This window comes from Polaribacter sp. SA4-10, from assembly GCF_002163835.1.
Lineage (GTDB): Bacteria > Bacteroidota > Bacteroidia > Flavobacteriales > Flavobacteriaceae > Polaribacter.
On record NZ_CP019331.1, the window covers coordinates 2,233,267 to 2,258,839 of the forward strand.

Sequence of the window (25,573 nt, forward strand, 5' to 3'; positions counted from 1 at the left end):
TAATGCAAATATAAATGATAAGAAAAAGAAAACCTCACATAAATGCGAGGTTCTGTAATATTTTAAAATTCAGATTAGTCTAAAACTAACTCACCTGAATAAAATTGTAATACTTTAGTTTTAAAAACATAATCATATTTAGAACTAATTAATGAAGCTTCTGCACTTACTAAACGATTTCTTACTTGATCAAAATCAAACAATGTCATTGCCCCAAAATTATATCTTTCTTGCGCATTTTTAAACGCTTCTTTTTGTGCAGCTAAAGAAATTTTTGCAGCTTCAAAAGTTTTTAAGGCAGATTTTACATCTAAAAAAGCTTGCTCAATCGTTTGTTTTAATTGCAGTTTTTCACTTTCTAATCTAGTTTCAAAAATTTCTCTATTTATTATAGATTTTGCAAGACCGTTTTTTGTTTGAAATCTATTAAAAATAGGAATACTAACATTAAACCCTAAACCATAACCTAAATTATCATCTAATTGGGTAAATAAATTCGTGTTAGAAAATCCGGGTGGAAGGTTTAAATTATACCCATAGTTTGATGATAATCCTGCTGATGCAGATACCGTTGGTAAAAAATAACTTTTAGAAATTTCAATATTTAAATCTGCATTTTCAATAGCTAGTTTAGCTCTCGCTATTTCTGGCATTTTAGTTAAAGACTTATCATAAACAGCACTTGAGTTTTTATATAATAAATTAGCTGATGGCGTTCCCACATCTATAGAAGCAACATCAAAATCTTGAACAGGAGTTTGAATTAATTGTGCTAAATTTAATAGCGAGATATCCAACGAATTTTCTTGTGTAATTACATTTTGTAAATTAGTTGCAGCTGTAGATTCTGTGTTTAATAATTCTCCTTTAGGTATAACTCCGGCTTTAAATCTGTTTTTTGCAGCTTCAATTTGCTTTTTACTAATGGCGTATTGCACATTTGCAACATTTAAATTTTCTTTAGCAAAAAGAATGTTTAAATACCCATTAACAACAAATAATGAAATGTCATTTTCTATTTTTTGTAAATCATACAAACTAGATTCTACTCCTAATTGTGCCTGTTTAAAGGTATTGGTATTTCTAAAACCATTAAAAACAGTATAACCAGCACTTAAACCAACAGAACCTCCAAAAATACTCGTTGAAATTCTATTTTGTGTAACTGGATCAAATCCTGAACCAAAATTTAGGTTACCTCCAGTAGAACCATTTAAATTTGGCAAGAAATTACCTTTTGCAATATCTACATCCTTTTTAGCAAGCTCTAAACTTAATTTATTTTGCTGAATAGAAATATTTTTTTCTAATGCCTGGTCAACACACTCTCTAAGAGTCCATTGTTTTTGAGAAAAAGTTGTTATTGATGTTAATACAACGATTACTAGTAAAATTTTCGTTTTCAAAATCTTTAAATTTTATAATTTCAATGATTGGTTTTCAAGGGTTGTACCAAAAGATAAAAGAATAAAACCAACTAAAAATCAAATAGTTACACTAAATAATTATTTATAATTGTTTTAAGACAAACACTTCTTGCTCAATATTGAACACTTCTAACTTTTGATAGTCTTAATAAGACGATTAAAAGTAAAATATGTTACACTATTTTACTCTTATTGAAATGTTAATTTTTAGATTTCTTTTTATAGCTATAAATTGCATAGAATAAAAAACCAATTAAAAGGTAAGGAAAAACCATTAGGTATGTAATTCCGTTGTTTACTCCTTCTGCCATAGAAATATCGCCATTCTCTACAACTGCTTTACACATTGCACACTGAGAATAGGATGATTTTGTTAAGAAAATCATCATTACAAAAAAGAAAAAAAACTGCTTTGTTTTATACATAATAAGGTGAAATCATTATATAAACTACAACTCCTGTTACTGCTACATATAACCATAAAGGAAATGTAATTTTTGCTATTTTTTTATGTGCTGGAAATTTACCCAATTTAGCCCTCATATATGTTGTTAACACAAAAGGAATAACAATTATTGATAAAACAATGTGGGTAACTAAAATAAAATAATATACATATTTTATGATTCCTTCTCCACCAAACTTAGTAGAATTGGATGTCATATGATATGCTATATAAAGCAATAAAAAGACTAAAGAACAACCAATTGCAAATGTATTTAATTGTTCGTGTAATTTTTTATTCCCTTTTTTAATTGCTATAACTGCAGCTATTAAAACAACTGCTGTTAATCCGTTTATTGATGCGTAAATTGGAGGTAAAAAAGTTAGAGGTTCAACATTAAAACCTAAATCTCTTAAATTTACTCCAAACAAAGCAGCTACCGCTAAAGGAATTACAATTGATAATCCTGTAATAATTTTTTTATACTTTTTTTCTTGTGCTATATTATTCATCTAACAAGGTTTTAATATCTTCTTTTAATTCTTTAATTTGATCAGGAAAACCCTGTTCTTCCAATGCTCTGTAATACATTATTGGGTTTCCATATTGGTCTTTTCTAGAACGGATGTAACCTTCTTTATCAACCAATGCAAATAAACCTGAATGTTCAAAACCTCCATGATCATCATCTCCTTTCCCTGCATATAATTTGAACCCTTTATTTGATAAAGCATACACCATATCTTCTGATTTACCCGTTAACAAATGCCAATTAGGATGTGTAATTTTATATTTACTTGCGTATTCTTTGAGTATTTGAGGAGAATCTATTTCTGGCGTTATAGAAATAGAGGCAATTCCAAAATTTGGATTTCCAAAAAATTCATCTTGAATTGTACTCATTTTTTGGTTCATTATTGGGCAAATAGTAGGACAAGTAGTAAAAAAGAATTCTACAACATATACTTTACCTTCATAACTTTTATTGGTAATTGTTTTCCCATTTTGGTTTGTAAACTCAAAATCAGGGACTTTATTAAAAGTATGTAAATCTGAACCTTTAAAGCGCTCAACAATTTTTGGAACTGTATAAATTCCAAATAATAAAATGATGAAAGCGACACCAACGTAAGAATATTTTTTATTCATTATTTTTTAGATTTCTCTATCTGCATCGTTCTTTTTTAAAGCTAATCTATATTCTGCCAAAACAACTTTTAGATCATCTTTCATTTTATTGTTTAGTTCTGCTACAGAATTCATGTCATAACCAAAAAGTTTACCATCTTCACTGTCTTCATCATCAGTTCTTCCTCTTAAGCCTCCTTCTCTATCAATTATAAAAGCTTTTGAACTATACAAATTAGTTAATGGTTCATTCGTTTTAAAACTATCATAAAAAGCATTTATTTCATCTTTAGAACTAGCTACAAACTTCCATTTTACCATATCAGTAAAACTGCCAATTTCTTTTTTAAGTTGAATTACTTCTTGCTCTTTTCCATTAGGATAAACAACAACTATTTGAAAATCTTTAAAGCCATAAAAAGGTTTATAAATTTTCTGATTTAAGTTAAAAACTCCTCCTTTTATAGTTTCTATATCATTTCCTAAAAAACAAATAATAGAAATTTTATTTTCTAAGGTGGTCGTATTTGTGCTATCTATTAGAGAAACATTAATAACATTTTCTGTTACTACTGGTAATTTTGCAAAATTATTTACTCCTTGTTGTAATGCTAGGTAAAACATTAAAGGAAAAATAAAGAGTAAAAAAAGTACAACTCTTTTTTTAGAAATTTTCATGATTATTTTATATAAAAAAAGGTGGTTAAAACCACCTTATATTTTTTAGATTACCATTTTACAAGTGGTGCTAATGTGGTATATAAATAACCTCCTTCTATTAGTAGAAAGGTTACTAAATACGAAATTAAGAATACTGCTGTCCAAACTACAGCACGTCTAAACCATTTTTTCTCACCTTCCATATGCATAAATGCCCAAGTAATGTAGTACGCCTTTACTAATGTTAAGATTATGAAAATCCAGTTTAAAGGACTAGTGCCTAAAAAACTAGTAAGGTGTAATACATCTGGTTTGTATATTCCTAAAATAACTTCTACTATAGTTATAACAGATAAAATTCCGAAAACTACCCAGATTCTTTTTAAATTCGATTCGTGTGCGTGTGCCATTTTTTTATGCTTTTATAATTAAACTAGGTAGAAGAATGTGAATACAAATACCCAAACTAAATCTACAAAGTGCCAATATAATCCTACTTTTTCTACCATCTCATAATGTCCTCTGCGTTCGTAAGTTCCTAGAATAACATTAAAGAAAATGATGATATTAATTATGATTCCTGATAATACATGAAAACCGTGAAACCCAGTTATAAAGAAAAAGAAATCTGCAAATATGGTATTACCATATTCATTTACTTTCAAATTAGCGCCTTCTACAATCATTTTTGTTTTTGCTAATGCAGCAGAACCTGCTTCCCTAGAAAGAATTATTTTGCTTTTTTCATCAGCATTTATAAGTTCAGACTTTATTAGAATTGTTGGGTCTGCATTATATGCAGAAATTACTTGGTCTATTGAGTATGTTGAAATTGTTTCTTCTTTTTCAAACCACAATCCATTTAGTCTTGTATGTTGTTCTCTTGCGTCTGTTCTTTCTCCAACAACAAAATCTGACAATGCTATTTGATGACCATCTTTTACAAACTGTAAAATTTTCCCATCTGTAGTTCTTACCGCCCCATAAGAACCTTTAATAAAGGTTTTCCATTCCCAAGCTTGAGAACCAACAAAGATTAAACCTCCTATAATTGTTAAAAACATATAGATGGTTACTTTCTTTTTGTTCATATGATGTCCTGCATCTACAGCCAATACCATAGTTACAGATGATGCAATTAAGACAAATGTCATAAATGCAACATAAATCATTGGAAAATTACCGTGAAAAAAAGGAATGTGTGTAAAAACCTCATCGGCAATTGGCCAAGAATCTATAAATTTAAAACGTGTTAAACCATAAGCTGCTAAAAAAGCTGAAAAAGTTAATGCATCTGATACGATAAAAAACCACATCATCATTTTACCATAACTTGCGCCAAATGGCTTCACACCACCTCCATTCCAAGTTTCTTTTTTGTTAGAAGGTATAGCAATCTTTGCTTCCATAAATATTCTCTGTTAATTAATTCTTAATTAGTTTGTCAAAATTAAACATTTTTCATCACCTAATAAAATAGAAAAAGAAAAATAGATAAATCCATAATATATCTACAAAATGCCAGAAGATTGCACCGAGTTCAAACCCCAGTAAATCATCCGATTTGTATTTGTATTTAAAATGATTATAAATTACAACTAAAAGTACAATTAGGCCAGCAAACAGGTGTAAAACGTGCATAAACGTTATACCTATTATAAATGATGTTGACACTGTACTTTCTGGTCCAGTAAAAAATAACCCTACACTTTTTAATTGATTAAAGCCAACATATTGTTGCCAAACAAATCCTATTCCTAACAACAATGTTACAACTACAAGCAACAAAGAGAGCTGTCTTTTATCCTTTTTTAAGAATTTTTGAGATAAAAATAGCGTAATACTACTTCCTATAATCAAAAATGTACTAATATAAAATGCTTGAGGTAAATCAAAAGAAACCCAATCTTCACGTTTCATACTAATTACATAGGCACTTGTTAATCCTGCAAAAAACATTACCATACTAATCATAGAAACCCACAACATTGGTTTTGCTGATTTCCTTTTAGCCGTGGTTAATTCTTTTTGTAATGTTTTTTCGTCTATCATTTTTAATGTAAAAATTTATCTACAACGTATATAATTTGCACTAATGTAATGTATAAAACACTTGATAACATTAGTTTTCTTGCATCTACGTTTTCTTCACTTTTATGTAATTTAACTCCATAATATAACATAATTAATCCTAAAAAGGCAATAATTACTGCTGTAACTGGATAAATATAAAATGCTCCTGACACTTTAAAAACCGGGGCTATAGAAACCAAAATCATAATTATTGTGTAAAAAATGATTTGCTTTACAGCTCTTTTATCCTTCGTGTTCATTGGCATCATGTTGAAACCTGCTTTTTTATATTCTTCAAATTGCAACCAGCCAATTGCCCAAAAATGTGGAAATTGCCAGAAAAACTGAATCATAAATAAAAAACCTGCTTCTAATCCAAAATTATTTGTTGCAGCAATCCAACCTAACATAAAGGGAATTGCTCCTGGAATTGCACCAACAAAAACAGATAATGGCGTTACCGGTTTTAATGGTGTATAAACACTTGTATATAAAAATATTGAAATAGCACCAAATAATGCTGTTTTTGCATTTATGCTATACAAAATTGTTAAACCTGCAATTGTAAAAAATATTGCAATTACCAATGCTGTATTTATAGACATTCTTTCTGTAGGCAAAGGTCTATTCTGTGTGCGCTTCATCATAGCATCTGTATCTTTTTCTATAATTTGATTAAATGCATTTGAAGCACCAACCATAAGAAAACCACCTAAAGCTAATAAAAACAGTGTACTATAATTAATAACATCTACAGCTAATAAATACCCTGCAACAGAAGAAAACACTACACTTAAAGACAGGCCAACTTTTGTAAGTTGCTTTAAATCTGAAATTATAGTTTGCATAAATATTTTATTGTCTGTAATAACGGTTGTATTCATCATATCACAATTCGGCTGCAAAGATATTTGATAAATCTGAATTTACCACATATTTTAATAGTTATTGAGGTAAAAAAAACCCACTCAATAAATCGAGTGGGAAATTGCTATGAAAAAGAAAAAGTGTGATCTATGAAAATCACGATGTAAATATATACATAAATATTTTACTTTTTCTTAATGAAACTATAAAATATTTAAAAATCGAAATACCAATTAAATAAATCTGCTTTAACCCCTACTGAAAGCCAAATATTATTTCCTTCTGGGAAACTAGTTAAAGAAACTTCTGGGGTAAACTTTCTATAGGATAAGCCTGCAAAAAGACTTAAATTGTTCGAAGGGTTTAATAGATAATTTCCTTGAAAATCTGCAATAAAAATAGTTGCAGTATTACCTTGTGCAAGTTCGTTTCCTGTTTCTGCAAATCTATCTTCATAAGATTGGTAAATATCTCCTCCATAACTTACAACTTGATCTTGTAAATCAAATCCTTTTTTTCCGAGAATTATTTTTGCGCTTCCACTCCATCTATCTTTTTTATATCTAGCAATAGCAACTGCTTCCCAAAAGTTTGCACCCCATAAGTGACCTAAAGGTTGACTATAATTACCATAATTTAAAACAGGTGATTTATGTGCAAAAGTATAAGGTCTTGCATAATTGTATTCCAATTGTAAGAAAAGGTTCTCAACTTTAAAAGCATCAAAATATTTTGCTCCTAATTGATATGCAAATTTATTTTGCCACTTTCCTAAATCATTTAAGTTTCCCACAGAAAACTCATCAAGAATAAACTGAGAATATAAAGAAACATGATCATTCAACTTATATTTACCCGTTAGACCAACCAGTGCGTTTCCTGCATCTTCTCCTCTATTAAACTCTACCGATCTATAGAAAATTATAGGGTTTAAAAAGCCAGCATCAAAACCTTGCTCTCCTGTAGAAATTGCAGTTTCAAAAAAACCAATGTTTAGTTTTTTTGTTAGGTTGATACTTAAATAATGGGCTGCAACATATTTTCTTGCATGTTTATTAGAGTTAGAAGCAGCACTTAATGACGGTTCTGTATTCCACATCCAAATATTTGTATATTGGAATTTCCAAAAATCAACCTTCATTTTTAAATAAGTTGTTGGAGAAGAAACATCTGAAAGTATAAATGATCTATATCCATCTCCAATAAAATTTTTACCATTTCCAAATTGAAATTGCATAAACTTATTTGGCTTGTATGACAGATACCCCTCTGCAACAGGGTAATCATGAGCGTCTGTTTTAAATCCTTTTGCCTTTCCCCTTCCAGGAACCAATCCTTCAGAGTTTTTTGGTCTTACATTTAATGCTGTGTTTGTAATATAACTATTCACATAATCTGCAAATCTTGCTTGACTCTCATAAATGGTTGCAGCATAAGAAAACTTATCTCCTAAACCTCCATTTACAGCTACAATTCTAGAATTATTATAGGTGTATGACTGATCTGAATTATCTTTTCCTAATTGAACATCAACTAAAAAATCTAAAGTAAACCAATAATCATCTTTCTTAACTTGTAGTAAATGTTCGTTCCAAATTTTGTTACCTACCCAAGATTTTACTTTTGGTTTTAAAAACTTCTTTTTTTCTTCTGTTAGATTGTAATACTTATTTACATCACTATAAATATAAGGTTTTGAAGCTGTGTGAGTGCCATTTGCTTTATGCATCGCAAATTCATAATCTACATATTTTTGATGTGTAAAAGGAATGTTTAATTGGCTACTATGCTCTAAAAAAATAGAATCTGCTATTCTATTTTTTTCTACTAAAACAAATAAATCTTCTTTTGGTTTTAAAGTTTTGGTAATTCCTTTCTCATTTATATTTTCATCTAAAGGAAATGTAATCGGAATTTCAAACGTCATTTCTATAGGATGATTATTATACCAACCTGGAGTAACTTTAGGAAAAATTTTAAAAGCGCTCTCAACCTCTTTTCTTACTTCTTCATATGGCGAACTAACATAGATTAATTTAAAATCTCCTTTATTAGTGACCGCAAAAATCACGTTTGCAGTTCCTTTAAAATTTTCATTTTCTACAATTGCAGGTGTCTTAAACTCTGCAAAAAAATGTTTTTTTGTAGTTGATAAAAAACAATCTTCAATAGAATTAATTTCAGAACCTTTACAAACATCAAAAACTGGAAATTTTTCTGATTGAGATAATAGTATTGATGGAAATAATAAAACCAGTATTAAATATTTTTTAATCATTCTATAATTTTATAACACTCTTATTTTTTAATTGGTATTCTTGCTTACTTTCTTTACAGGTTGCAAAACCATTTTCATTAAAATCTAATCGATGCCCATACTCACTAACCCAACCTATTTGTTTAGACGGGTTACCTACAACTAATGCATACGATAAAATTTCTTTAGTAACTACCGCTCCTGCACCAACAAAAGCATATTCGCCAATATTATTTCCACAGACAATAGTAGCGTTTGCACCAATACTTGCGCCTTTTTTAACAATTGTTTTTTGGTATTCGTTTTTTCTTTTAATAGCGCTTCTTGGGTTAATTATATTTGTAAAAACCATAGAAGGGCCGAGAAAAACATCATCTTCACAAATAACACCTGTATAAATTGAAACGTTATTTTGCACCTTTACATTATTGCCTAAAATAACTTCTGGAGAAACCACAACATTCTGACCAATATTACATGCTTTACCAATGATACAATTAGGCATTATATGACTAAAATGCCAAATTTTGGTATCTTCTCCAATACTGCAACCTTTATCTATTACGGCCGTTTTATGTGCAAAATAATTTATCAAAACTAATATCCTTTATTTCTATTTTTTTCTCTCTTTATAATTTCTTCAGATGATGATGTACCAATTCTATCTACACCTAAAGTAATCATTTTTAATGCTGTTTCATAATCTCTTACTCCTCCAGCTGCTTTAATTTTTAACGGTTTTGCATTTTCTGAAATTATTTTCATAACTTCTAATGTTGCTCCGTTTGGTAAATTATTTTTAGTTTTAAAAAACCCAGTTGATGATTTTACAAAAACATTTTTAGCATTTTCTTCTCCAAAATCTTCAAAAACTATTTGTTTTATAAGACGTGAAATTACAATTATTTCTTCATTTGTTAAGGCTGCTACTTCAAGTATCCATTTTACAACTTTGTTGTTATCTAAACATAGTTTTATTCCTTTAATTATTTCATTTCTTACTAAATCAAGGTCCCCTTTTTTAAACGCTGTATAGTTTACAACAAAATCTAATTCATCTGCACCTAAAACAATTGCTGCTTTTGCCTCTTTTAATTTTTCTTCTGTAGTATAGGTTCCTTCATGAAAACCAATAACAGTTCCTATTAAAACGTTAGATTTTGCTTCATTTAAAATTTTCTTTACTAAAGGAATGTGTATTGCACGAATCATAACTAATTTATAATCATACAAAATTGCTTCTTTAACTAACTCAATTACTTTTTGTTGAGTTTCTTCTTCTGTTAGATTGGCTTGACTTGCCGTTTTTAAGTAAGTAGCATCTAAAAATTGATTAATTTCCATAATACAAAAATAAGAAATAATAAAAAGAGAACATTAAAAAGCCCAACCTTTTGGTTGGGCTTAAATTTTACTCTATTTTAAAAGAAATAGGCAAAGTATATCTGACTTTTACAGTTCTATTATTTTGTTTACCAGGTTTAAATTTTGGCAACTTTTTTATAATTCTTTGAGTTTCTTTTTCTAACTGTTTATGAGGTGCTCTTATTTTTATATCAAAAATATTTCCTTCTTTATTAATGATAAACTGAGTTTGAATTTTATGTTTACCTGAATGTAAACCTAATTCATTTGCTAAGTCGACATCAAAGTTACGTTGTACAAATTGTTTCATTTTTTTATCAAAACAATTTTTGTTTTCTTCTTTGGATAAATTTTCACATCCTTTAAAAATAGGTGCATTTTGTATGCTTAAAAATGGAACTTCATCTTCTAAATTTAGGTCTTCAACTTCCTTAATTTCTACAAAACTATCTATATCAATTCGTATTGGATCTTCTGTTGTTGCATCAATAATGGTTTCGATAATATCATTATTTCCTTTTATAACTTTATCAACAATAAAAACTTGTAGTTTTGGTGCTTCTAATTTAGGAACAACTTTTAGCTTTTTAGTAAAAATTACATCTTGTTCTAATTCTATATAAACAACATTATTTTTATCAGGTTTAAAAATGGTTGCCGTTTTTTGTTCAGTTTGATACTCTAAAGTAATAAAAACAATAAAGAGTACTAATACAAGTCCTAACTGCATAAAAATAGTAGAGAACTTTTCTAATTGTTTGGTTGGTAGCTTTTTTGTGTTCTTCATAATTAGAAAGTTTTAAATGTTAAAACTTTGTTAAAACAAAGAACATGCCAAAAAAAAACATCACAATTAAGTGATGCTTTTTTTCATAAAATACTTTTTCTTTTCAAGCTAAACATTTCCCTCAAAATGCGATACAAAAGTAAATAACTTTGTAAGTTTAAAAATCTACTTTTGTATAAATGGTTATAAATACTGTACAAATGGTATTAAAAATAAATGAATTTGCAATTCATTTTTATATAAAAATATTATAGTATTTTTGATTAAAATATTTTTTATGTTAACATCAGTAATTGTTGATGATGAGCCGAAAGCAATACAAAGTTTGTCTTGGGAATTATCAAATTTTGATACCCAAATTAAGGTTATTGCTACTTTCAATGATCCTGAAGAAGCTTTAATTTATTTAGCTAAAAATAATATTGATTGCCTTTTTTTAGACATCGAAATGCCAACTATGGATGGTTTTCAATTTTTGAATAAACTTACATCTCGTGATTTTGCTGTAGTTATTACAACTGCTTATGATGAGTATGCTATAAAAGCACTAAAAAATGAAGCTATTGATTATTTATTAAAGCCAATAGATACCGATGATTTAGAAGAAACTATAGAGAAAGTTAAAAAACATAGTTTTAAAGCTTTAAATTCTTCTAATGTAGAAAAGGTATTGTTGAATTTCAACAAAAACTTCAACGCAAAAAAAATTACAATAAATACAGATGGTAAAATGATTTTTTTAGAGCCTAAAGAAATACTTTTTATTGAATCTGATGGAAATTACTCAACTATTTATACTACAGAAAATAAAAAAATTGTTGTTACAAAAAAACTAAAAGAGGTAAATACTTTACTGCCTAAAGAATTATTTTTTAGAATTCATAACTCTTTTATCATCAACTTAAAAAAGGTAAAAGAATTTTATAAAACGGATGGTTATGTTGTTATAGAAAATAATCATAAAATACCAGTTTCTCGTCAGAAAAAAGCAGCATTTTTAGATAAATTTTAATTCATGAAAACAAAAATATTTCTTTTTTATTTTCTGTTTTTAAGTATTTTTTGCTTTTCTCAAAAAACAGAAACAACTAATAAAATAGAATACCTTGTTGAAAATAAATTTTCTTCACTTAGCATTATTGACTCAATTTTTATAAAGGAAAGAAAAAGCAAAAAACCTTTAGAGTTATTAATTAAAAGAAGCAAGGAAGCATCCTATTTAGAAGGCCAGTTTTATGGCAATAATGCTTTGGGAAGGTATTATAGAGACCATTCACTTTTTAATAAGTCAATCTACTATTATAAGAGAGCGCTTGAGTTAAGTAGGAAAAAAAAAGACACTATTTCTGAAGTAAAAACTTTAAATTCAATTGGCTCTGTATATAGGAGACAAGATGATATTAGAAATGCTTTAAATTACCATCAAGAAGCATTAGACAAAGCGCTTAATGTTAAAAACCCCACAATAAGTATTAAAAAGGGTATTAGCATTTCTCAAAACAGTATGGGTAATATTTATATTTCTTTAAAACAATATAAATTGGCTTTAAATGAATTTAGAAAATCTATCGTTGTACAAAGAGAACTTAATCATAAACTTGGTCTTGCAATTAATTATCAAAATATTGGTAATGCACAGGAAGAATTGGGAGATTTAGATGAGGCTCTTAAAAATTATCATAAGTCATTAGATAACAACAATCTAATTAATTCTAAAATAGGTAAAGTAATTTGTGGGTATAGTATTGCAAATGTTTTAATAAAACAAAAAAAATACAACCAAGCTTTAAAAACTGTAGATACCGTTTTATCAACTGCAATTAAAGAAAAAGATAAATACTATCTTTCAAACACATACAATACATTAGGTTTAGCGCAGTTACATTTAAATAATCTTGTAGACGCAAAAAACAATTTAACTACAGCTTTAAAAATTGCAACAAAATTTAATGTCCATACTATTGTAGTTAAAGCAAATGAAAATTTAGCTTTATTGTACGATAAGAAAAAAGAGTACAAAAAAGCCTACACATATTACAAACATGCTAAAGAAGAAGATGCTAAAACGCTTAATGATCGTAACCTTTTATATCTGAGTGAACTGATAACAAAATATGATAAGCAGCACAGTGAAAATCAAATAAAAGAGCTCGCTAAAAAAAATGAAATTGCCCAACTACAAATTACACGAAATAGAAATTTATGGATTTTAGCATTAAGTATTTTTACTTTAGTTGCTATTCTTTTATTCTCTATCAATAAGCAAGAAGGGCTAAAAAATGAAAAAAGGATTCTTTCATTAAAACAAGATGCTTTAAGAAGTCAAATGAACCCTCATTTTATGTTTAACGCTCTAAATTCTATTAAGTTATATATTATAGAAAATGACCAAAAGAAGGCAATATCGTACTTAAATAAGTTTTCTAAATTAATGCGAAAAATATTAGAAGCTTCATCTATTCAAAAAATTACTTTATTAGAAGAGTTAGAAACAATGAAGCTGTATATGAGTATAGAAAATATTCGTTTTTCAAATGAAATAGATTTTAGTATAAAAACTGATTCTTTAGTAAATTTAAATACAATAAAAATTCCACCTTTGGTGTTGCAACCTTTCTTAGAAAATTCTTTATGGCATGGCTTATCTTCAAAGAAAGAAGATAAAAAAATAATAATTTCTATTACTAAATTATCATCCGATTTTATTCAAATTGAAATTGAAGATAATGGAATTGGTAGAGAAGCTTCATCCAAAATTAAAGCCGAAAAATCTATAAAAAGAAAATCTGTTGGTGTCGATTTAACCAAACAACGATTAAAAACCTTTGTTAAAACTTTAAAAAACGATTATACACTTACCTATGAAGATATTTTGTGTGAGAATAAAAAAATCTGTGGAACAAAAGTTATTTTAAAGTTTCCTTTATTTTAAATGCTTTTCTGCAACTTTTTCAAGTTCATCATACCAGTTTTGCCCAAATTTTCTAACCAAAGCTTGCTTTACAAACTTGTAAACAGGCACTTGTAATTCTTTTCCTAAAGAACAAGCGTCATCGCAAATTTCCCATTTATTATAATTTACAGCAGAAAACTCACTGTAATCTTTTACTCTTATTGGGTATAAATGACAAGAAACAGGTTTTTTCCAATCTATTTCTCCAGAGTTATAAGCCTCTTCAATTGCGCATAAAGCTGTCTTTTTTTCATCAAAAAAAACATATGCACAATCTGCACCATTAATTAAAGGAGTTTCTAGTTCGCCCCATTCACTTTTTACCCAAGGACCTTCTTTTTCAATAACAGCGATCCCTTCTTTCCTTAAAAAGGGTTTTACTTTTGGATAAATTTTTTCTAAAATTTTAGTCTCTTCTTCATCTAAAGGCGCACCCGCTTCTCCATCTACACAACAAGCTCCTTTACATGCAGATAAGTTACACACAAAGTCTTTTTCGATAATATCTTCTGAAACGATAGTTTTTCCTAGTTGAAACATATCGCAAAAATAGTATTTTTTTTTTCTATAACTTTACATTTAGTTAAACTAAGTTGTCTAGTTTTGCAAAATAAATAAAAATTATGAATTTTAATTTCAAAGAAATTGTTACCGCTTTTATGGTTTTGTTTGCAGTAATAGATATTATTGGAAATATTCCTATTATTATTGATTTGCGTAAAAAAGCGGGCCATATTCAGTCTGAAAAAGCGTCACTAATTGCCGGTTTTATTATGATAATTTTCCTTTTTTTAGGGCAAAGTTTATTAAGTTTAATAGGTATTGATGTAAATTCATTTGCTGTAGCTGGTGCTTTTATTTTATTCTTTATTGCTTTAGAAATGATTTTAGGAATTACACTATATAAAGACAATGAAGATGATGTAAATGCAATAACCGCCTCTATTTTTCCATTAGCTTTTCCATTAATTGCTGGCCCTGGAAGTTTAACTACCTTACTTTCTTTAAGAGCAGAGTTTCATATAGAAAATATTATTGTAGCCGTTTTATTAAATGTTCTTTTAATTTATATTGTTTTAAAAACATCTTCTAAAATAGAACGTATTATTGGACCTAATGGAATACAAATAATTAGAAAAATATTTGGTGTAATTTTACTTGCCATTGCCGTAAAATTGTTTGCCGCAAATATTAAAATGCTATTTATTTAAATGATTTTTGATACTTTAATTATTGGTGGTGGGGTTGCTGGTATGCAATGTGCTTTGGTTTTAGGTTCTGCTAAAAATAAAGCGTTTGCTATCAATAAAAACATTGGTGTTATACTCCACCAGAAAACATCTCATTTACAAAATGCGCTCTTTAATAATGTTTTAGGTTTACCAGCTAAAACTCTTGGAAAAAATATTTTAATTGAAGGAAAAGAGCAATTATCAAACCTATATCCACATGTATCTCAAATCGAAGATGAAAAAGTTGTCTCTATCTTACAAGATGGAGGTGGATATAAAATTACGACCAATAAAAATGTTTATATTTCAAAAATTGTAATTCTAGCATTAAACTACTCAAAACCCTTCTCTATTTCTGGTTTAGAAAATTTTTTAGAACCACACCAAAGAGCAAATCCTGAAAAAGACAGAATTCAACTTAAAAACAACAATCATTTAATTAAAACTGGTTTGTATTGTTGTGGTACAATAGCTGGTTGGCGAAGTCAATTTGCAATTGCAGCAGGAAGTGGAGCTAGTGTAGCAACAGATATCTTAACCCTTTGGAATAACAATACTTCTACCAAAGTGCACGATAAAGTATGATTTTAATCATATTTTAAAACTTTTAAAGCATATACTTTTACACTGTGTAATTGTCTTTATAAAGACATTTCACACTGTTATTAATATATTCCAAGACTATTAATTAGTCTGTTTATTTTAAAATATAAACATTAAAAGTTTTAAAAATGATTACCAAAAAAAACCCGAAACAACAGTTAGAAAATTATAGTAAAATATTTCTTCAAATAGGTTTAGCACTTACCTTATTTGTTGTGTACACTCTTATGGAGCACAAAACTTATGATAGAAGTGATTTAAAAAGTTTAGGGCAAGCAAACATGGAAGATGAAATGAAAGAAGATATTCCTATCGTTTTAATTCAAGAAGTTACTCCTCCACCTAAAGACGTTCCTGTACTTGTTGAGAAAATTAAGATTGTAGAGGATGAAATGAAAATAGAAGAAACAATTATTGAATCTACAGAGACAGATGAAGGTGAAGCAATTGTTATAAATACAGATGATATTATTGAAGTAGAGGAAGAAGAAGAGCTTTTAGAAGACATTCCTTTTGTTCTTATTGAAAACGTTCCTGTATATCCAGGTTGCAAAGGTAACAACACAGAGCTTAAACGTTGTTTCACTCAAAAAATAACAGCTTTTTTTGGAAAAAAATTTAATACTAGTTTAGCAACGGAGCTTGGGTTAGTTCCTGGAAAGAAAAAACTTTTTGTTATGTTTAAAATTGATAGAACAGGAAAAGTTTCTAATGTAATGGCAAGAGGCCCACACCCAAGATTAGAAAAAGAAGTAATAACGGTTTTAACTTCATTACCTAGAATGACACCTGGGAAACAAAGGGGCTCACCTGTTGGTGTAAGCTACAGTATACCTATAACATTTGAAGTAAGATAATAAAAAAATCCAGCTAAAAAGCTGGATTTTTTTTCATATATATTATAGTAAAACCTTTACTCTACTGTAACCGATTTTGCTAAATTTCTTGGCTGATCTACATTTTTACCTAACATTACAGCTATGTGATAAGACAACAATTGAAACGGAATTGTAGTTAACAAAGGTGTTAATGCTTCTACAGTTTCTGGAATTTCAATTACATGATCTGCAATTTCTTTTACTTGCGTATCTCCTTCTGTAACAATTGCTATAATTTTTCCAGATCGAGATTTTATTTCTTGAATATTACTAACTACTTTTTCATAATGCCCCTTATTTGTTGCAATAACAAAAATTGGCATATTTTCATCTATCAGAGCAATTGGTCCATGCTTCATTTCTGCAGCAGGATAACCTTCTGCATGAATATAAGAAATTTCTTTTAATTTTAAAGCACCTTCTAAAGCCACAGGAAAGTTAAAACCTCTTCCTAAATACAAACAATTTTTAGCGTCTTTATAAACGGCAGCAATCTCCTTTACTTTATCTTCTATCTTTAAGAGAGCCTCTATCTTCTTCGGTATTAATTGCATTTCTTGCATGAACACTCTAAGCTCAGGTTTAGAAACCTCTCCTTTTTTAGAAGCTAATTTTAATGCAATTAACGTTAAAAGTGTAATTTGTGTTGTAAAAGCTTTTGTTGAAGCAACTCCAATTTCTGGCCCTGCATGCGTATATGCTCCTGCATCTGATTCTCTAGCAATAGAAGACCCAACAACGTTACAAATACCAAAAACAAATGCCCCTTTTGATTTTGCTAATTTTATAGCGGCTAATGTATCTGCAGTTTCACCAGATTGTGAAATAGCAATAACAATATCCTTAGGTGTAATAATAGGATTTCTATATCTAAATTCTGATGCGTATTCAACTTCTACAGGAATTCGCGCCTTATCTTCAATAAGATATTCCCCAACTAAACCAGCATGCCATGAAGTACCACAAGCAACAATTATAATTCGTTCTGCGTTTAAAAACTTGTTGATATTATCATCTATACCGGCCATTCTTATGATGCCCTCATCTGGCAACATTCTACCTCTGTAAGTATCAATAATAGCTTTAGGTTGTTCATGAATTTCTTTAAGCATAAAATGGTCATAACCCCCTTTTTCTATTTGCTCTAAATTCATTTTTAATTTCTGAATATTAGCGTCTACTATAGAGTCATCATGAATTTTATGAACTTGTATTGCTTTACCTAATTTTATTATTGCCATTTCTTCATCTTCTAAATAAATGGCATCTTTTGTATATTCAATAAATGGAGACGCATCTGAAGCAATAAAAAATTCTGAATTATCTTTTCCTACACCAATTGCAATTGGACTTCCTAAACGAGCTACAACAATTTCATTTGGCTTTGTTTTATCAAAAACAGCAATAGCATAAGCCCCTATTACGTTGTTTAAAGCTAATTGTAAAGCTTGACCAAGTTTACAGCCTTCTTGTTTTTTTACTTCTTCTATTAAGTTAACTAGAACTTCTGTATCTGTATCACTTTGAAAAACATATCCTCTAGAGATTAGCTCTTTTCTTAACGTATCATAGTTTTCTATAATTCCATTATGAACAATAACTAAATCTCCAGACTGAGAAAAATGTGGGTGAGAATTAACATCATTAGGAACTCCATGAGTTGCCCAACGTGTGTGCCCCATTCCTATATTTCCCTTTCTTCTTCCTTCTTCTTTATTAGTAATGGCTTCAAGATCTGAAACTTTTCCTTTTGTTTTAGAAAGGTGTATTTGTTTATCATTATACATCATGATTCCAGAACTGTCGTAACCACGATACTCTAACCTTTTTAGGCCGTTTATAACTATTGGATATGCATCTCTAAAACCAATATAACCTGTAATTCCACACATAGCAATTTTTTATAAGTTAGTTGATTAATTATTTTTCTCTGAATAGGATATTTTTAATTGCGCTCTTCTTGAACCATTTATAGTTTTATCATGATTCAATATTGTAACAGCTTTTGGGCTCCAATTATAATTTCTGTAAATTGAATCAGATACTGGAGTATCTGTAGAATTATAAACTTTTAACCTTAATTTTGGTAAATAATCTGTTTCACCACTTAATAAATCAGAAATATAATCAGTAATTTTAAACGTATACTTACTCGGTACACCACCTTCATTATCTAAAGCACCTCCAAAGAAAGATTGCTCACTATAACTATCTTTTACTTGACTTAATACAGGGTTAGAATTTACATCTACACCATTTTTATATAAAAACAAATTATATGGAGCAATTGTAGTATCTGAAGATTGATTTATATAAAACGTTAACGCTGCATCATTAATTAACCAATTTTCACTTCTTAAATCAGAAAGTTCATTGCCATTTAGTATTTCAACTGTTGCTTCACTTCCTGCAAGTCCTTGAATTTTCACTTCATTATTTGTAGGATAAATTTTATCCGTCATTTTAAATGAATTATTTACAATTCCTGATAATTGAAAAGAATGATTTTTAGTAAATACAGTATCTATTACCCCATTCCTTAAAAATGTATTCGTATAATAAACTTCTATAGAAGGATTTAATTGAGAAGATGTACTCCTGAAATTAAAACCAATTAAAGAACCGCCTTTTTTACCAGATACATGATTTTTTTCTTTAGCCTCTATTATAACTCCTCTAAAGTAATTATTAAAAGCATCTTGGGAAGCAAAATTATCACCACCAAAATTATCTAAAAAAACATCTTGCCCAATGCTCTTCTTCAGTGGAATAAAAGCAACTGGTAAAGGTAAATCTGTATTTGATGTTGTTGTATATTTTACAGTATCCGTTTCGTACAGATTACCATCGCTAGTTCTTCTTTTTACAATCATTAACGTATCATTTACGCCTGGTGTAAAATCAATATCTGCAAATTCATTTAGGTTCGTTCCTTTTTTCTCATACGTTGCATTAGATAAATACTGATTTACTTTTGTAGGATCTGTTTGATTTAACCTACTTAAATAAGTGTCTAATTCGTAAATATTTAAAGTAAATGGCAATTCTTGATTTCCAATAACAGAATCTAATTCATAAACAGGTCTATCCGTATTTGATTCTAAAGTAGCTTGATAAGGTAGCTTTAAAAAAACCGTATCTATGGTAGTAATTACTTCTAAATCATCTGGATTCGTATAAGTAACAATTGCTGAAGTTGTATTTATAACAACTTGAGAAACTATAGACGCTTCTATACTCTCATATTCATCATTCGTATTTATATAATTACCTAACAAATATTGCCCTTGTAAACCTCCTGAAAGGCTTAATCCACCAGCAATTACACTTTCTATAGGTGCATTTGTTACTAGTACTTCTAAAATTGTATCTTTTGTTAAAAACTTTGTATTCCCTATAATACTTGTTCCTATGTCTGTAAAGTCTTTTTCACAAGAAATAATTCCTGAAAAGATAAAAAACAAAACACCTACATAAACGCTTTTTCTAATAATATTTCTCACTATAAAATAATTAATTAGCTGGAATTAAATCAGCATAAAAATTTAAATAATTTTCTTTTAAGTTCTCTGGTTGGTATTCTAATACCGGTATCTCTCTTTCTTTAATAAAAGAGGATAGTTCATCAGAAATTGTTTCGCTACCATAAATAATTGCATCAGAATTTTCTATGGCGCTTTTTAATATATTAGTATGATTAGGTGTTTTTATAGTTGCTATTTTTTCGTCTTTTATCATATCAAATTTAACTTTACTTGCTAAATCTTCATTCAAAGTTCCTTCAAAGCCATTATTGTAAAGAGATGTTACAATTTTGCTTTCTGCAAACAAAGGTTCTTCTTTATAAAACTCTTTTAAATATAATGGTAACAAAGATGCCAGCCATCCATTAACATGAATAATATCTGGAGCCCAATTTAATTTCTTTACAGTTTCTACAACTCCTTTTGCAAAGAAAATTGCGCGCTCATCATTATCAGGAAATAATTTATCATCTTCATCTGTAAAAACAGCTTTTCTTTTAAAATACTCTTCATTATCAATAAAGTAAACTTGCATTCTTTCTTTTGGTATAGAGGCAACTTTTATAATAAGTGGCATATCCATATCATTTACAATTAAGTTCATTCCAGATAAACGAATAACCTCATGTAATTGATGTCTTCGTTCATTAATTACACCATATCTTGGCATAAATATTCTTGTTTGAACCCCTTTAGAATGTGCATTTTTTGCTGCTTGAAAAGCAGTTAACGATAACTCTGTTTCCGGTAAGTAAGGAACCACTTCCGATGAAACAAATAATATTCTCTTGTCCTTCATTAAATCAATCTCTTTTATAAGAAGCGCAAAAATACAAATTATTATGCTAATATCGTGTTAAAATGGTAAGTTTGCACACTTTACTTATAATATAGGAATGGAAATTTTTAATAAAAAACAAGATTTAAAAGACTGTTTATCATCACTTAAAGCAAAAGAAAAATCTATTGGTTTTGTGCCAACAATGGGTGCTTTACATGAGGGTCATTTATCGTTAATTAAAAAAGCAAAACAAAAAAATGACATTGTTGTAGTCAGTATTTTTGTAAACCCTACTCAATTTGATAATAATGAGGATTTAAAAAAGTATCCTAAAACATTAAAAAACGACATTAAATTATTAGAAAGTGCTTCTTGTGATCTTCTTTTTTCACCCTCTGTAGAAGAAATTTATGAAGAAAATATTTCTTCAGAAAATTTTGATTTTGATGGCTTGGAACATCAAATGGAAGGAAAGTTTAGAGAAGGTCATTTTAACGGTGTCGGTACAGTTGTAAAAACACTTTTTGAAATTATTGAACCTAAAAGAGCTTATTTTGGTCAAAAAGATTTTCAGCAATTACAAATCATCAAAAAGATGGTGAATAAAAATAGACTTCCTGTAAAAATAAAAGGGTGTCCTATTTTTAGAGAAAAAGATGGTTTAGCAATGAGCTCAAGAAATATACGCTTAACTAAAGAACAAAGAGATTTAGCTCCTTTTATTTATGAAACACTTAAAAAAGTACGCGAAAAATTTGGCTCAGAAAATGCTAATATTATAAATGAATGGGTAGAAAATCAGTTTAAAAAACAACCTCTTTTAGATTTAGAGTACTTTACTATTGCTGAAGAAAAAACACTAGAAACAATAGAAAATAGAGAATCTAAAAAGAAGTACCGTGCTTTTATTGCAGTTTATGCAGATAAAATTAGATTGATTGACAACATTCGTTTAAAGAATTAATAACGAAAAAAATACTATTTTTGCCATATGTTAGTACAAGTTGTAAAATCAAAAATTCACCGTGTAAAAGTTACAGGTGCAGATTTAAATTATATAGGAAGCATTACCATTGATGAAGATTTAATGGATGCAGCCAATATTATTGAGGGTGAACGCGTTCAAATTGTAAATAATAATAATGGTAATCGTTTAGAAACGTATGCAATTCCCGGGCCTCGCGGAAGTGGAGAAATCACTTTAAACGGAGCAGCATCTCGTCTGGTTGCTGTTGGTGATATTTTAATTTTAATTGTTTATGCTTTTATGGAGCTCGAAGAAGCAAAAGCATTTAAACCTTCCTTAGTTTTTCCTAACGAAAAAGATAATACTCTTACATAATTTTGAATATCAAAAAGGTTTTAAAAATAATATTACCTCTTATTTTGGGAGGTTTTTTAGTTTGGTATTCTCTCTCTAATATTTCTATAGATGTTTTAATTGGCTACTTTAAAGAAGCAAATTATAATTGGATTTTTTTAGGATTATTTTTTGGAATTTTAAGCCATTTATCAAGAGCTTATAGATGGAAATTTATGTTAGAACCTTTAGGTTTTAGACCAAAATTTACCAATAGTGTTTTAGCTGTTTTAGTAGGTTACTTAGTAAATTTAGCACTACCAAGAGCAGGAGAAGTATCTAGAGCTTTAGTGTTAACAAATTACGAAGACGTACCGTTTGAAAAAGGATTTGGAACCATAGTAGCAGAACGTATTGCCGATTTAATTATGATGTTATGCATCATAACAATTACACTTTTTGTTCAGTTCGATTTTATTTACGAACTCTTAACTAAGAATTTCGACCCAACTAAAATAATTATTGGTTTAGTAATTTTAGTTATTGGTTTTTACATCTTTTCTTCCTTTGTAAAAAAAGCAAAATCCGGATTTCTATTAAAAATTAAAACTTTTGCTTCTGGTTTATTAGAAGGCGTTACAAGTATTTTTAAGATGAAAAATAAATGGGCTTTTATTTTTCATACCGTATTTATTTGGGCAATGTATGTTGCTATGTTTTGGGCAACAATACCTGCAATTGAAGGTTTAAATGTTCCTTTAGGCGGAATTTTAATTGGCTTTATTGCTGGTGGATTTTCTATTGCGGCAACAAATGGTGGCGTTGGTTTATACCCAATTGCTGTTGCTGGAGCACTCGCTTTGTTTGATATTCCTACAGAACCCGCAACCGCTTTTGGTTGGATTATGTGGACCGCCCAAACTGCAATGATTATTGTTTTTGGAGGATTGGCGTTTTTCCTTTTACCCATTTATAATAAGAATAAGTAATTTTTGGGCGTTACCTAAAGGTCGCGCTTTCATTACTCGCTTTTTCCTCATGCTAATAAAAATTAGCATCTCAAAAAAGAGCTCAAACATGCCATTCAATCGCTAACGCAATTATTTGCCAACTTTAAGAAAATCTTATTTTTATCTATTTTAAAAAATTATCAGCTCATAAACTTTGTAACTTTGTTACTTTCAAACTTTAGAAACTCTTTTTAAATGGCTAAAACCAAAACAACTTTTTTCTGTCAGAATTGTGGAACTCAACATGCAAAATGGGTAGGACAATGTGGCGCCTGTAAAGAATGGAATACGATTGTAGAAGAAGTAATTCAAAAAGAAGAAAAGCGTTCTTGGAAACAAGCAACAACAGCAAAACAAGTTTCAAAACCGTTAAGAATTGCTGATATTCAGTTAAACCCAGAAGAACGAGTTGTTACCAATAATAACGAATTAGACACCGTTTTAGGTGGCGGATTAGTAAAAGGTTCTGTAACACTTTTAGGTGGGGAACCTGGTATTGGAAAATCGACTTTATTATTACAAGTTGCGCTAAAAATAAATCAAAAAGTACTCTATGTTTCTGGTGAAGAAAGTCAATCTCAAATAAAAATGAGAGCAGAAAGGTTAGAAACTAACAATTCTAATTGTTTAATTCTTACAGAAACAAACACGCAAAATATCTTTAAAAATATTGAAGCTACAGCACCAGATGTTTTAGTGATAGATTCTATACAAACATTACATACAAATGCTATAGAAGCTTCTCCAGGAAGTATTTCTCAAATTAGAGAAACTGCTGCAGAACTAATAAAATTTGCCAAAGAAACAGCTACGCCAGTTTTATTAATTGGTCATATAAATAAAGAGGGACATATTGCTGGACCAAAAATTTTAGAACACATGGTAGATGTTGTTTTACAATTTGAAGGAGACAGAAATCATACCTACAGAATTTTACGATCACAAAAAAATAGATTTGGCTCAACATCAGAATTAGGAATTTATGAAATGCTTTCTACAGGTTTAAGAGAAATTTCAAATCCATCAGAAATATTAATATCTAAAAAAGATGCCGATTTAAGCGGAACAGCAATTGCATCTACTTTAGAAGGGATTAGACCTTTAATGATAGAAATTCAAGCTTTAGTTTCTACCGCAGTTTATGGAACACCACAACGTTCCACAACAGGTTATAATTTAAAACGCTTACACATGATTTTAGCAGTTCTAGAAAAAAGAGCTGGCTTTAAGTTGGGTGCAAAAGATGTATTTTTAAATATTACTGGAGGAATAAATGTAGATGATCCAGCCATAGATTTGGCAGTTGTAGCGGCAATTTTATCATCCAATCAAGATATTGCCATAAACCCGAACGTGTGTTTTGCTGCAGAAGTTGGTTTAGCAGGAGAGATTAGACCTGTTTCTAAAATTGATCAACGTATTTTAGAAGCAGAAAAGCTAGGTTATAAAACTTTTGTAGCTTCTAAATACAATAAGATTACTTCTAAAAACCACGGAATTAAATTGATTTTAGTTGGTAAGATTGAAGAAGCTTTTGCTACTTTATTTGCTTAGTTTTCTCGGTTTAATTAATTTGGTAAACGCTAAACCCTAAAGGGATAACTTTGATTCCATCTTTTATAAGATTAAAATAAAAAACAGGAAAGCACATTGCTTTCCTGTTTTTTATACTAAAAAGTTTAATTATCTATAAAAAATTTCCTTCAGCATCCATTTTAACTTTTAAACGTTCATTACCATTCTCTAATGTTAATTTATATACTTTTTTAGCCTCTCTATCATCCCTATAGCTTAATAAATAAACATCTTTAGAAACTCTCCATTTAGGAAAACGTTCTGCGACAGCAGTAGCTACTGCTATTGGTAGTCTAATGTTATTATACTTTTCTATGGTATTAATAATATTACTGTCTTTATCATAAACTGCAACAATTTTTCCTTTTGGAATAAAAAATGAAACAGTATAATAATCATAATCATCATCATAAAAATCTGATTTTCTTACATCATAAGTAGCTACTGACCTTTGTAGTAGTTTAACAGGTATCGCTGCTTTTTGAGAATCAATCTTATCTAAATATTTGTAATTTCTGGCAAAAATAGTTATCTCAGACAATTCTATTGGATCTTGGGCAAATGCTGGTATTGATAAACCAATAACAACAAATAAAATAATTAATTTTTTCATAATTTATTTTTTAAATTAGTAACAATAATGGACGTTTTTATATCCTTTTGTCAAAACTAATACACTAATTATTCTTTTGCAATGATGATAGTCAG

27 protein-coding genes are annotated in these 25,573 nt (G+C 29.0%); 9 read left to right on the forward strand and 18 right to left on the reverse strand.

What is annotated here, in order from left to right; translation table 11 throughout:
* Window positions 1-74 precede the first annotated feature (74 nt).
* From BTO04_RS09600 to BTO04_RS09660, 13 genes are all read right to left on the reverse strand, one after another.
* A complete protein-coding gene (locus tag BTO04_RS09600) occupies window positions 75-1,406 on the reverse strand; it encodes a TolC family protein (protein ID WP_087564286.1) in 1,332 nt (443 codons plus the stop codon).
* Window positions 1,407-1,627: 221 nt separating this feature from the next.
* Window positions 1,628-1,852: a hypothetical protein gene (locus BTO04_RS09605; RefSeq protein WP_087564287.1), complete on the reverse strand. Its 225-nt coding sequence runs from the start codon at window positions 1,850-1,852 to the stop codon at window positions 1,628-1,630.
* Window positions 1,845-2,384 (reverse strand): DUF420 domain-containing protein, encoded by a 540-nt coding sequence (locus BTO04_RS09610; protein ID WP_087564288.1) that lies wholly within the window; start codon window positions 2,382-2,384, stop codon window positions 1,845-1,847. Before BTO04_RS09610 ends, BTO04_RS09605 begins: the two co-directional genes overlap by 8 nt.
* Window positions 2,377-3,021 carry an SCO family protein gene (locus BTO04_RS09615; RefSeq protein WP_087564289.1) on the reverse strand — a complete coding sequence of 215 codons (645 nt, stop codon included), beginning with the start codon at window positions 3,019-3,021 and terminating at the stop codon, window positions 2,377-2,379. Before BTO04_RS09615 ends, BTO04_RS09610 begins: the two co-directional genes overlap by 8 nt.
* Window positions 3,022-3,027: 6 nt before the next feature.
* Entirely contained in the window at window positions 3,028-3,678 is a 651-nt protein-coding gene (locus BTO04_RS09620) for a hypothetical protein (protein ID WP_087564290.1), read from the reverse strand.
* Window positions 3,679-3,728: 50 nt separating this feature from the next.
* The gene (locus tag BTO04_RS09625; RefSeq protein WP_087564291.1) at window positions 3,729-4,070 is read right to left on the reverse strand and encodes a cytochrome C oxidase subunit IV family protein; all 342 of its coding nucleotides are present in this window, start codon (window positions 4,068-4,070) and stop codon (window positions 3,729-3,731) included.
* 18 nt (window positions 4,071-4,088) lie between these two features.
* Window positions 4,089-5,069, reverse strand: a complete 981-nt coding sequence (locus BTO04_RS09630) for a cytochrome c oxidase subunit 3 (RefSeq protein WP_087564292.1) — start codon at window positions 5,067-5,069, stop codon at window positions 4,089-4,091.
* Window positions 5,070-5,124: 55 nt separating this feature from the next.
* Complete coding sequence (locus BTO04_RS09635) at window positions 5,125-5,712, reverse strand: cytochrome c oxidase subunit 3 (protein ID WP_198342051.1); 588 nt, start codon at window positions 5,710-5,712, stop codon at window positions 5,125-5,127.
* A 2-nt stretch (window positions 5,713-5,714) separates the two neighbouring features.
* Window positions 5,715-6,617 carry a heme o synthase gene (gene cyoE, locus BTO04_RS09640; RefSeq protein WP_087564293.1) on the reverse strand — a complete coding sequence of 301 codons (903 nt, stop codon included), beginning with the start codon at window positions 6,615-6,617 and terminating at the stop codon, window positions 5,715-5,717.
* Window positions 6,618-6,814: 197 nt separating this feature from the next.
* Entirely contained in the window at window positions 6,815-8,878 is a 2,064-nt protein-coding gene (locus BTO04_RS09645; RefSeq protein ID WP_087564294.1) for a hypothetical protein, read from the reverse strand.
* Between the two features lies 1 nt (window position 8,879).
* Complete coding sequence (locus BTO04_RS09650; protein ID WP_087564295.1) at window positions 8,880-9,452, reverse strand: acyltransferase; 573 nt, start codon at window positions 9,450-9,452, stop codon at window positions 8,880-8,882.
* A gap of 2 nt (window positions 9,453-9,454) precedes the next feature.
* Complete coding sequence (deoC, locus tag BTO04_RS09655; protein ID WP_087564296.1) at window positions 9,455-10,201, reverse strand: deoxyribose-phosphate aldolase; 747 nt, start codon at window positions 10,199-10,201, stop codon at window positions 9,455-9,457.
* Window positions 10,202-10,268: 67 nt separating this feature from the next.
* Window positions 10,269-11,009, reverse strand: coding sequence for an energy transducer TonB (locus BTO04_RS09660; RefSeq protein WP_087564297.1), 741 nt, complete (start codon window positions 11,007-11,009; stop codon window positions 10,269-10,271).
* Window positions 11,010-11,286: 277 nt separating this feature from the next.
* Here BTO04_RS09660 and BTO04_RS09665 point away from each other — a divergent pair, with 277 nt between their 5' ends.
* Window positions 11,287-12,021: a LytTR family DNA-binding domain-containing protein gene (locus BTO04_RS09665; protein WP_087565381.1), complete on the forward strand. Its 735-nt coding sequence runs from the start codon at window positions 11,287-11,289 to the stop codon at window positions 12,019-12,021.
* A gap of 3 nt (window positions 12,022-12,024) precedes the next feature.
* Entirely contained in the window at window positions 12,025-13,941 is a 1,917-nt protein-coding gene (locus tag BTO04_RS09670) for a tetratricopeptide repeat protein (protein WP_087564298.1), read from the forward strand.
* Here the strand turns inward: BTO04_RS09670 and BTO04_RS09675 are convergent.
* Window positions 13,933-14,502, reverse strand: a complete 570-nt coding sequence (locus tag BTO04_RS09675) for a DUF3109 family protein (protein WP_087564299.1) — start codon at window positions 14,500-14,502, stop codon at window positions 13,933-13,935. The two genes, BTO04_RS09670 and BTO04_RS09675, sit on opposite strands and share 9 nt — an antisense overlap.
* Window positions 14,503-14,585: 83 nt before the next feature.
* Here BTO04_RS09675 and BTO04_RS09680 point away from each other — a divergent pair, with 83 nt between their 5' ends.
* The 3 genes from BTO04_RS09680 (at window position 14,586) to BTO04_RS09690 (ending at window position 16,654) form a co-directional block, all read left to right on the forward strand.
* On the forward strand, window positions 14,586-15,173 hold the full coding sequence (locus tag BTO04_RS09680) for a MarC family protein (protein ID WP_087564300.1): 588 nt from the start codon (window positions 14,586-14,588) through the stop codon (window positions 15,171-15,173).
* Window positions 15,174-15,779, forward strand: coding sequence for an FAD-dependent oxidoreductase (locus BTO04_RS09685; RefSeq protein WP_087564301.1), 606 nt, complete (start codon window positions 15,174-15,176; stop codon window positions 15,777-15,779). It begins immediately after the preceding gene.
* Between the two features lie 146 nt (window positions 15,780-15,925).
* Window positions 15,926-16,654, forward strand: a complete 729-nt coding sequence (locus BTO04_RS09690) for an energy transducer TonB (protein ID WP_087564302.1) — start codon at window positions 15,926-15,928, stop codon at window positions 16,652-16,654.
* A gap of 56 nt (window positions 16,655-16,710) precedes the next feature.
* Here BTO04_RS09690 and glmS read toward each other — a convergent pair whose 3' ends face one another.
* The 3 genes from glmS to BTO04_RS09705 are packed head-to-tail and all read right to left on the reverse strand — an operon-like array spanning window position 16,711 to window position 20,998.
* A complete protein-coding gene (glmS, locus tag BTO04_RS09695) occupies window positions 16,711-18,567 on the reverse strand; it encodes a glutamine--fructose-6-phosphate transaminase (isomerizing) (protein ID WP_087564303.1) in 1,857 nt (618 codons plus the stop codon).
* Between the two features lie 24 nt (window positions 18,568-18,591).
* The gene (locus tag BTO04_RS09700) at window positions 18,592-20,178 is read right to left on the reverse strand and encodes a DUF4270 family protein (RefSeq protein WP_087564304.1); all 1,587 of its coding nucleotides are present in this window, start codon (window positions 20,176-20,178) and stop codon (window positions 18,592-18,594) included.
* Window positions 20,179-20,188: 10 nt separating this feature from the next.
* Window positions 20,189-20,998, reverse strand: coding sequence for a glycogen/starch synthase (locus tag BTO04_RS09705; protein WP_087564305.1), 810 nt, complete (start codon window positions 20,996-20,998; stop codon window positions 20,189-20,191).
* A gap of 97 nt (window positions 20,999-21,095) precedes the next feature.
* Between BTO04_RS09705 and panC the strand changes: the two genes are divergently transcribed.
* From panC to radA, 4 genes are all read left to right on the forward strand, one after another.
* Window positions 21,096-21,944 carry a pantoate--beta-alanine ligase gene (panC, locus tag BTO04_RS09710; RefSeq protein ID WP_087564306.1) on the forward strand — a complete coding sequence of 283 codons (849 nt, stop codon included), beginning with the start codon at window positions 21,096-21,098 and terminating at the stop codon, window positions 21,942-21,944.
* A 27-nt stretch (window positions 21,945-21,971) separates the two neighbouring features.
* Window positions 21,972-22,322 (forward strand): aspartate 1-decarboxylase, encoded by a 351-nt coding sequence (gene panD, locus BTO04_RS09715; RefSeq protein WP_087564307.1) that lies wholly within the window; start codon window positions 21,972-21,974, stop codon window positions 22,320-22,322.
* A 2-nt stretch (window positions 22,323-22,324) separates the two neighbouring features.
* Window positions 22,325-23,269, forward strand: coding sequence for a lysylphosphatidylglycerol synthase transmembrane domain-containing protein (locus BTO04_RS09720; protein ID WP_087564308.1), 945 nt, complete (start codon window positions 22,325-22,327; stop codon window positions 23,267-23,269).
* Window positions 23,270-23,485: 216 nt separating this feature from the next.
* Window positions 23,486-24,844 carry a DNA repair protein RadA gene (gene radA / locus BTO04_RS09725; RefSeq protein ID WP_087564309.1) on the forward strand — a complete coding sequence of 453 codons (1,359 nt, stop codon included), beginning with the start codon at window positions 23,486-23,488 and terminating at the stop codon, window positions 24,842-24,844.
* 133 nt (window positions 24,845-24,977) lie between these two features.
* On the opposite strand, the gene BTO04_RS09730 is transcribed toward radA, so the two are convergent.
* The gene (locus BTO04_RS09730; RefSeq protein WP_087564310.1) at window positions 24,978-25,478 is read right to left on the reverse strand and encodes a nicotinate-nucleotide adenylyltransferase; all 501 of its coding nucleotides are present in this window, start codon (window positions 25,476-25,478) and stop codon (window positions 24,978-24,980) included.
* Window positions 25,479-25,573: the final 95 nt, after the last annotated feature.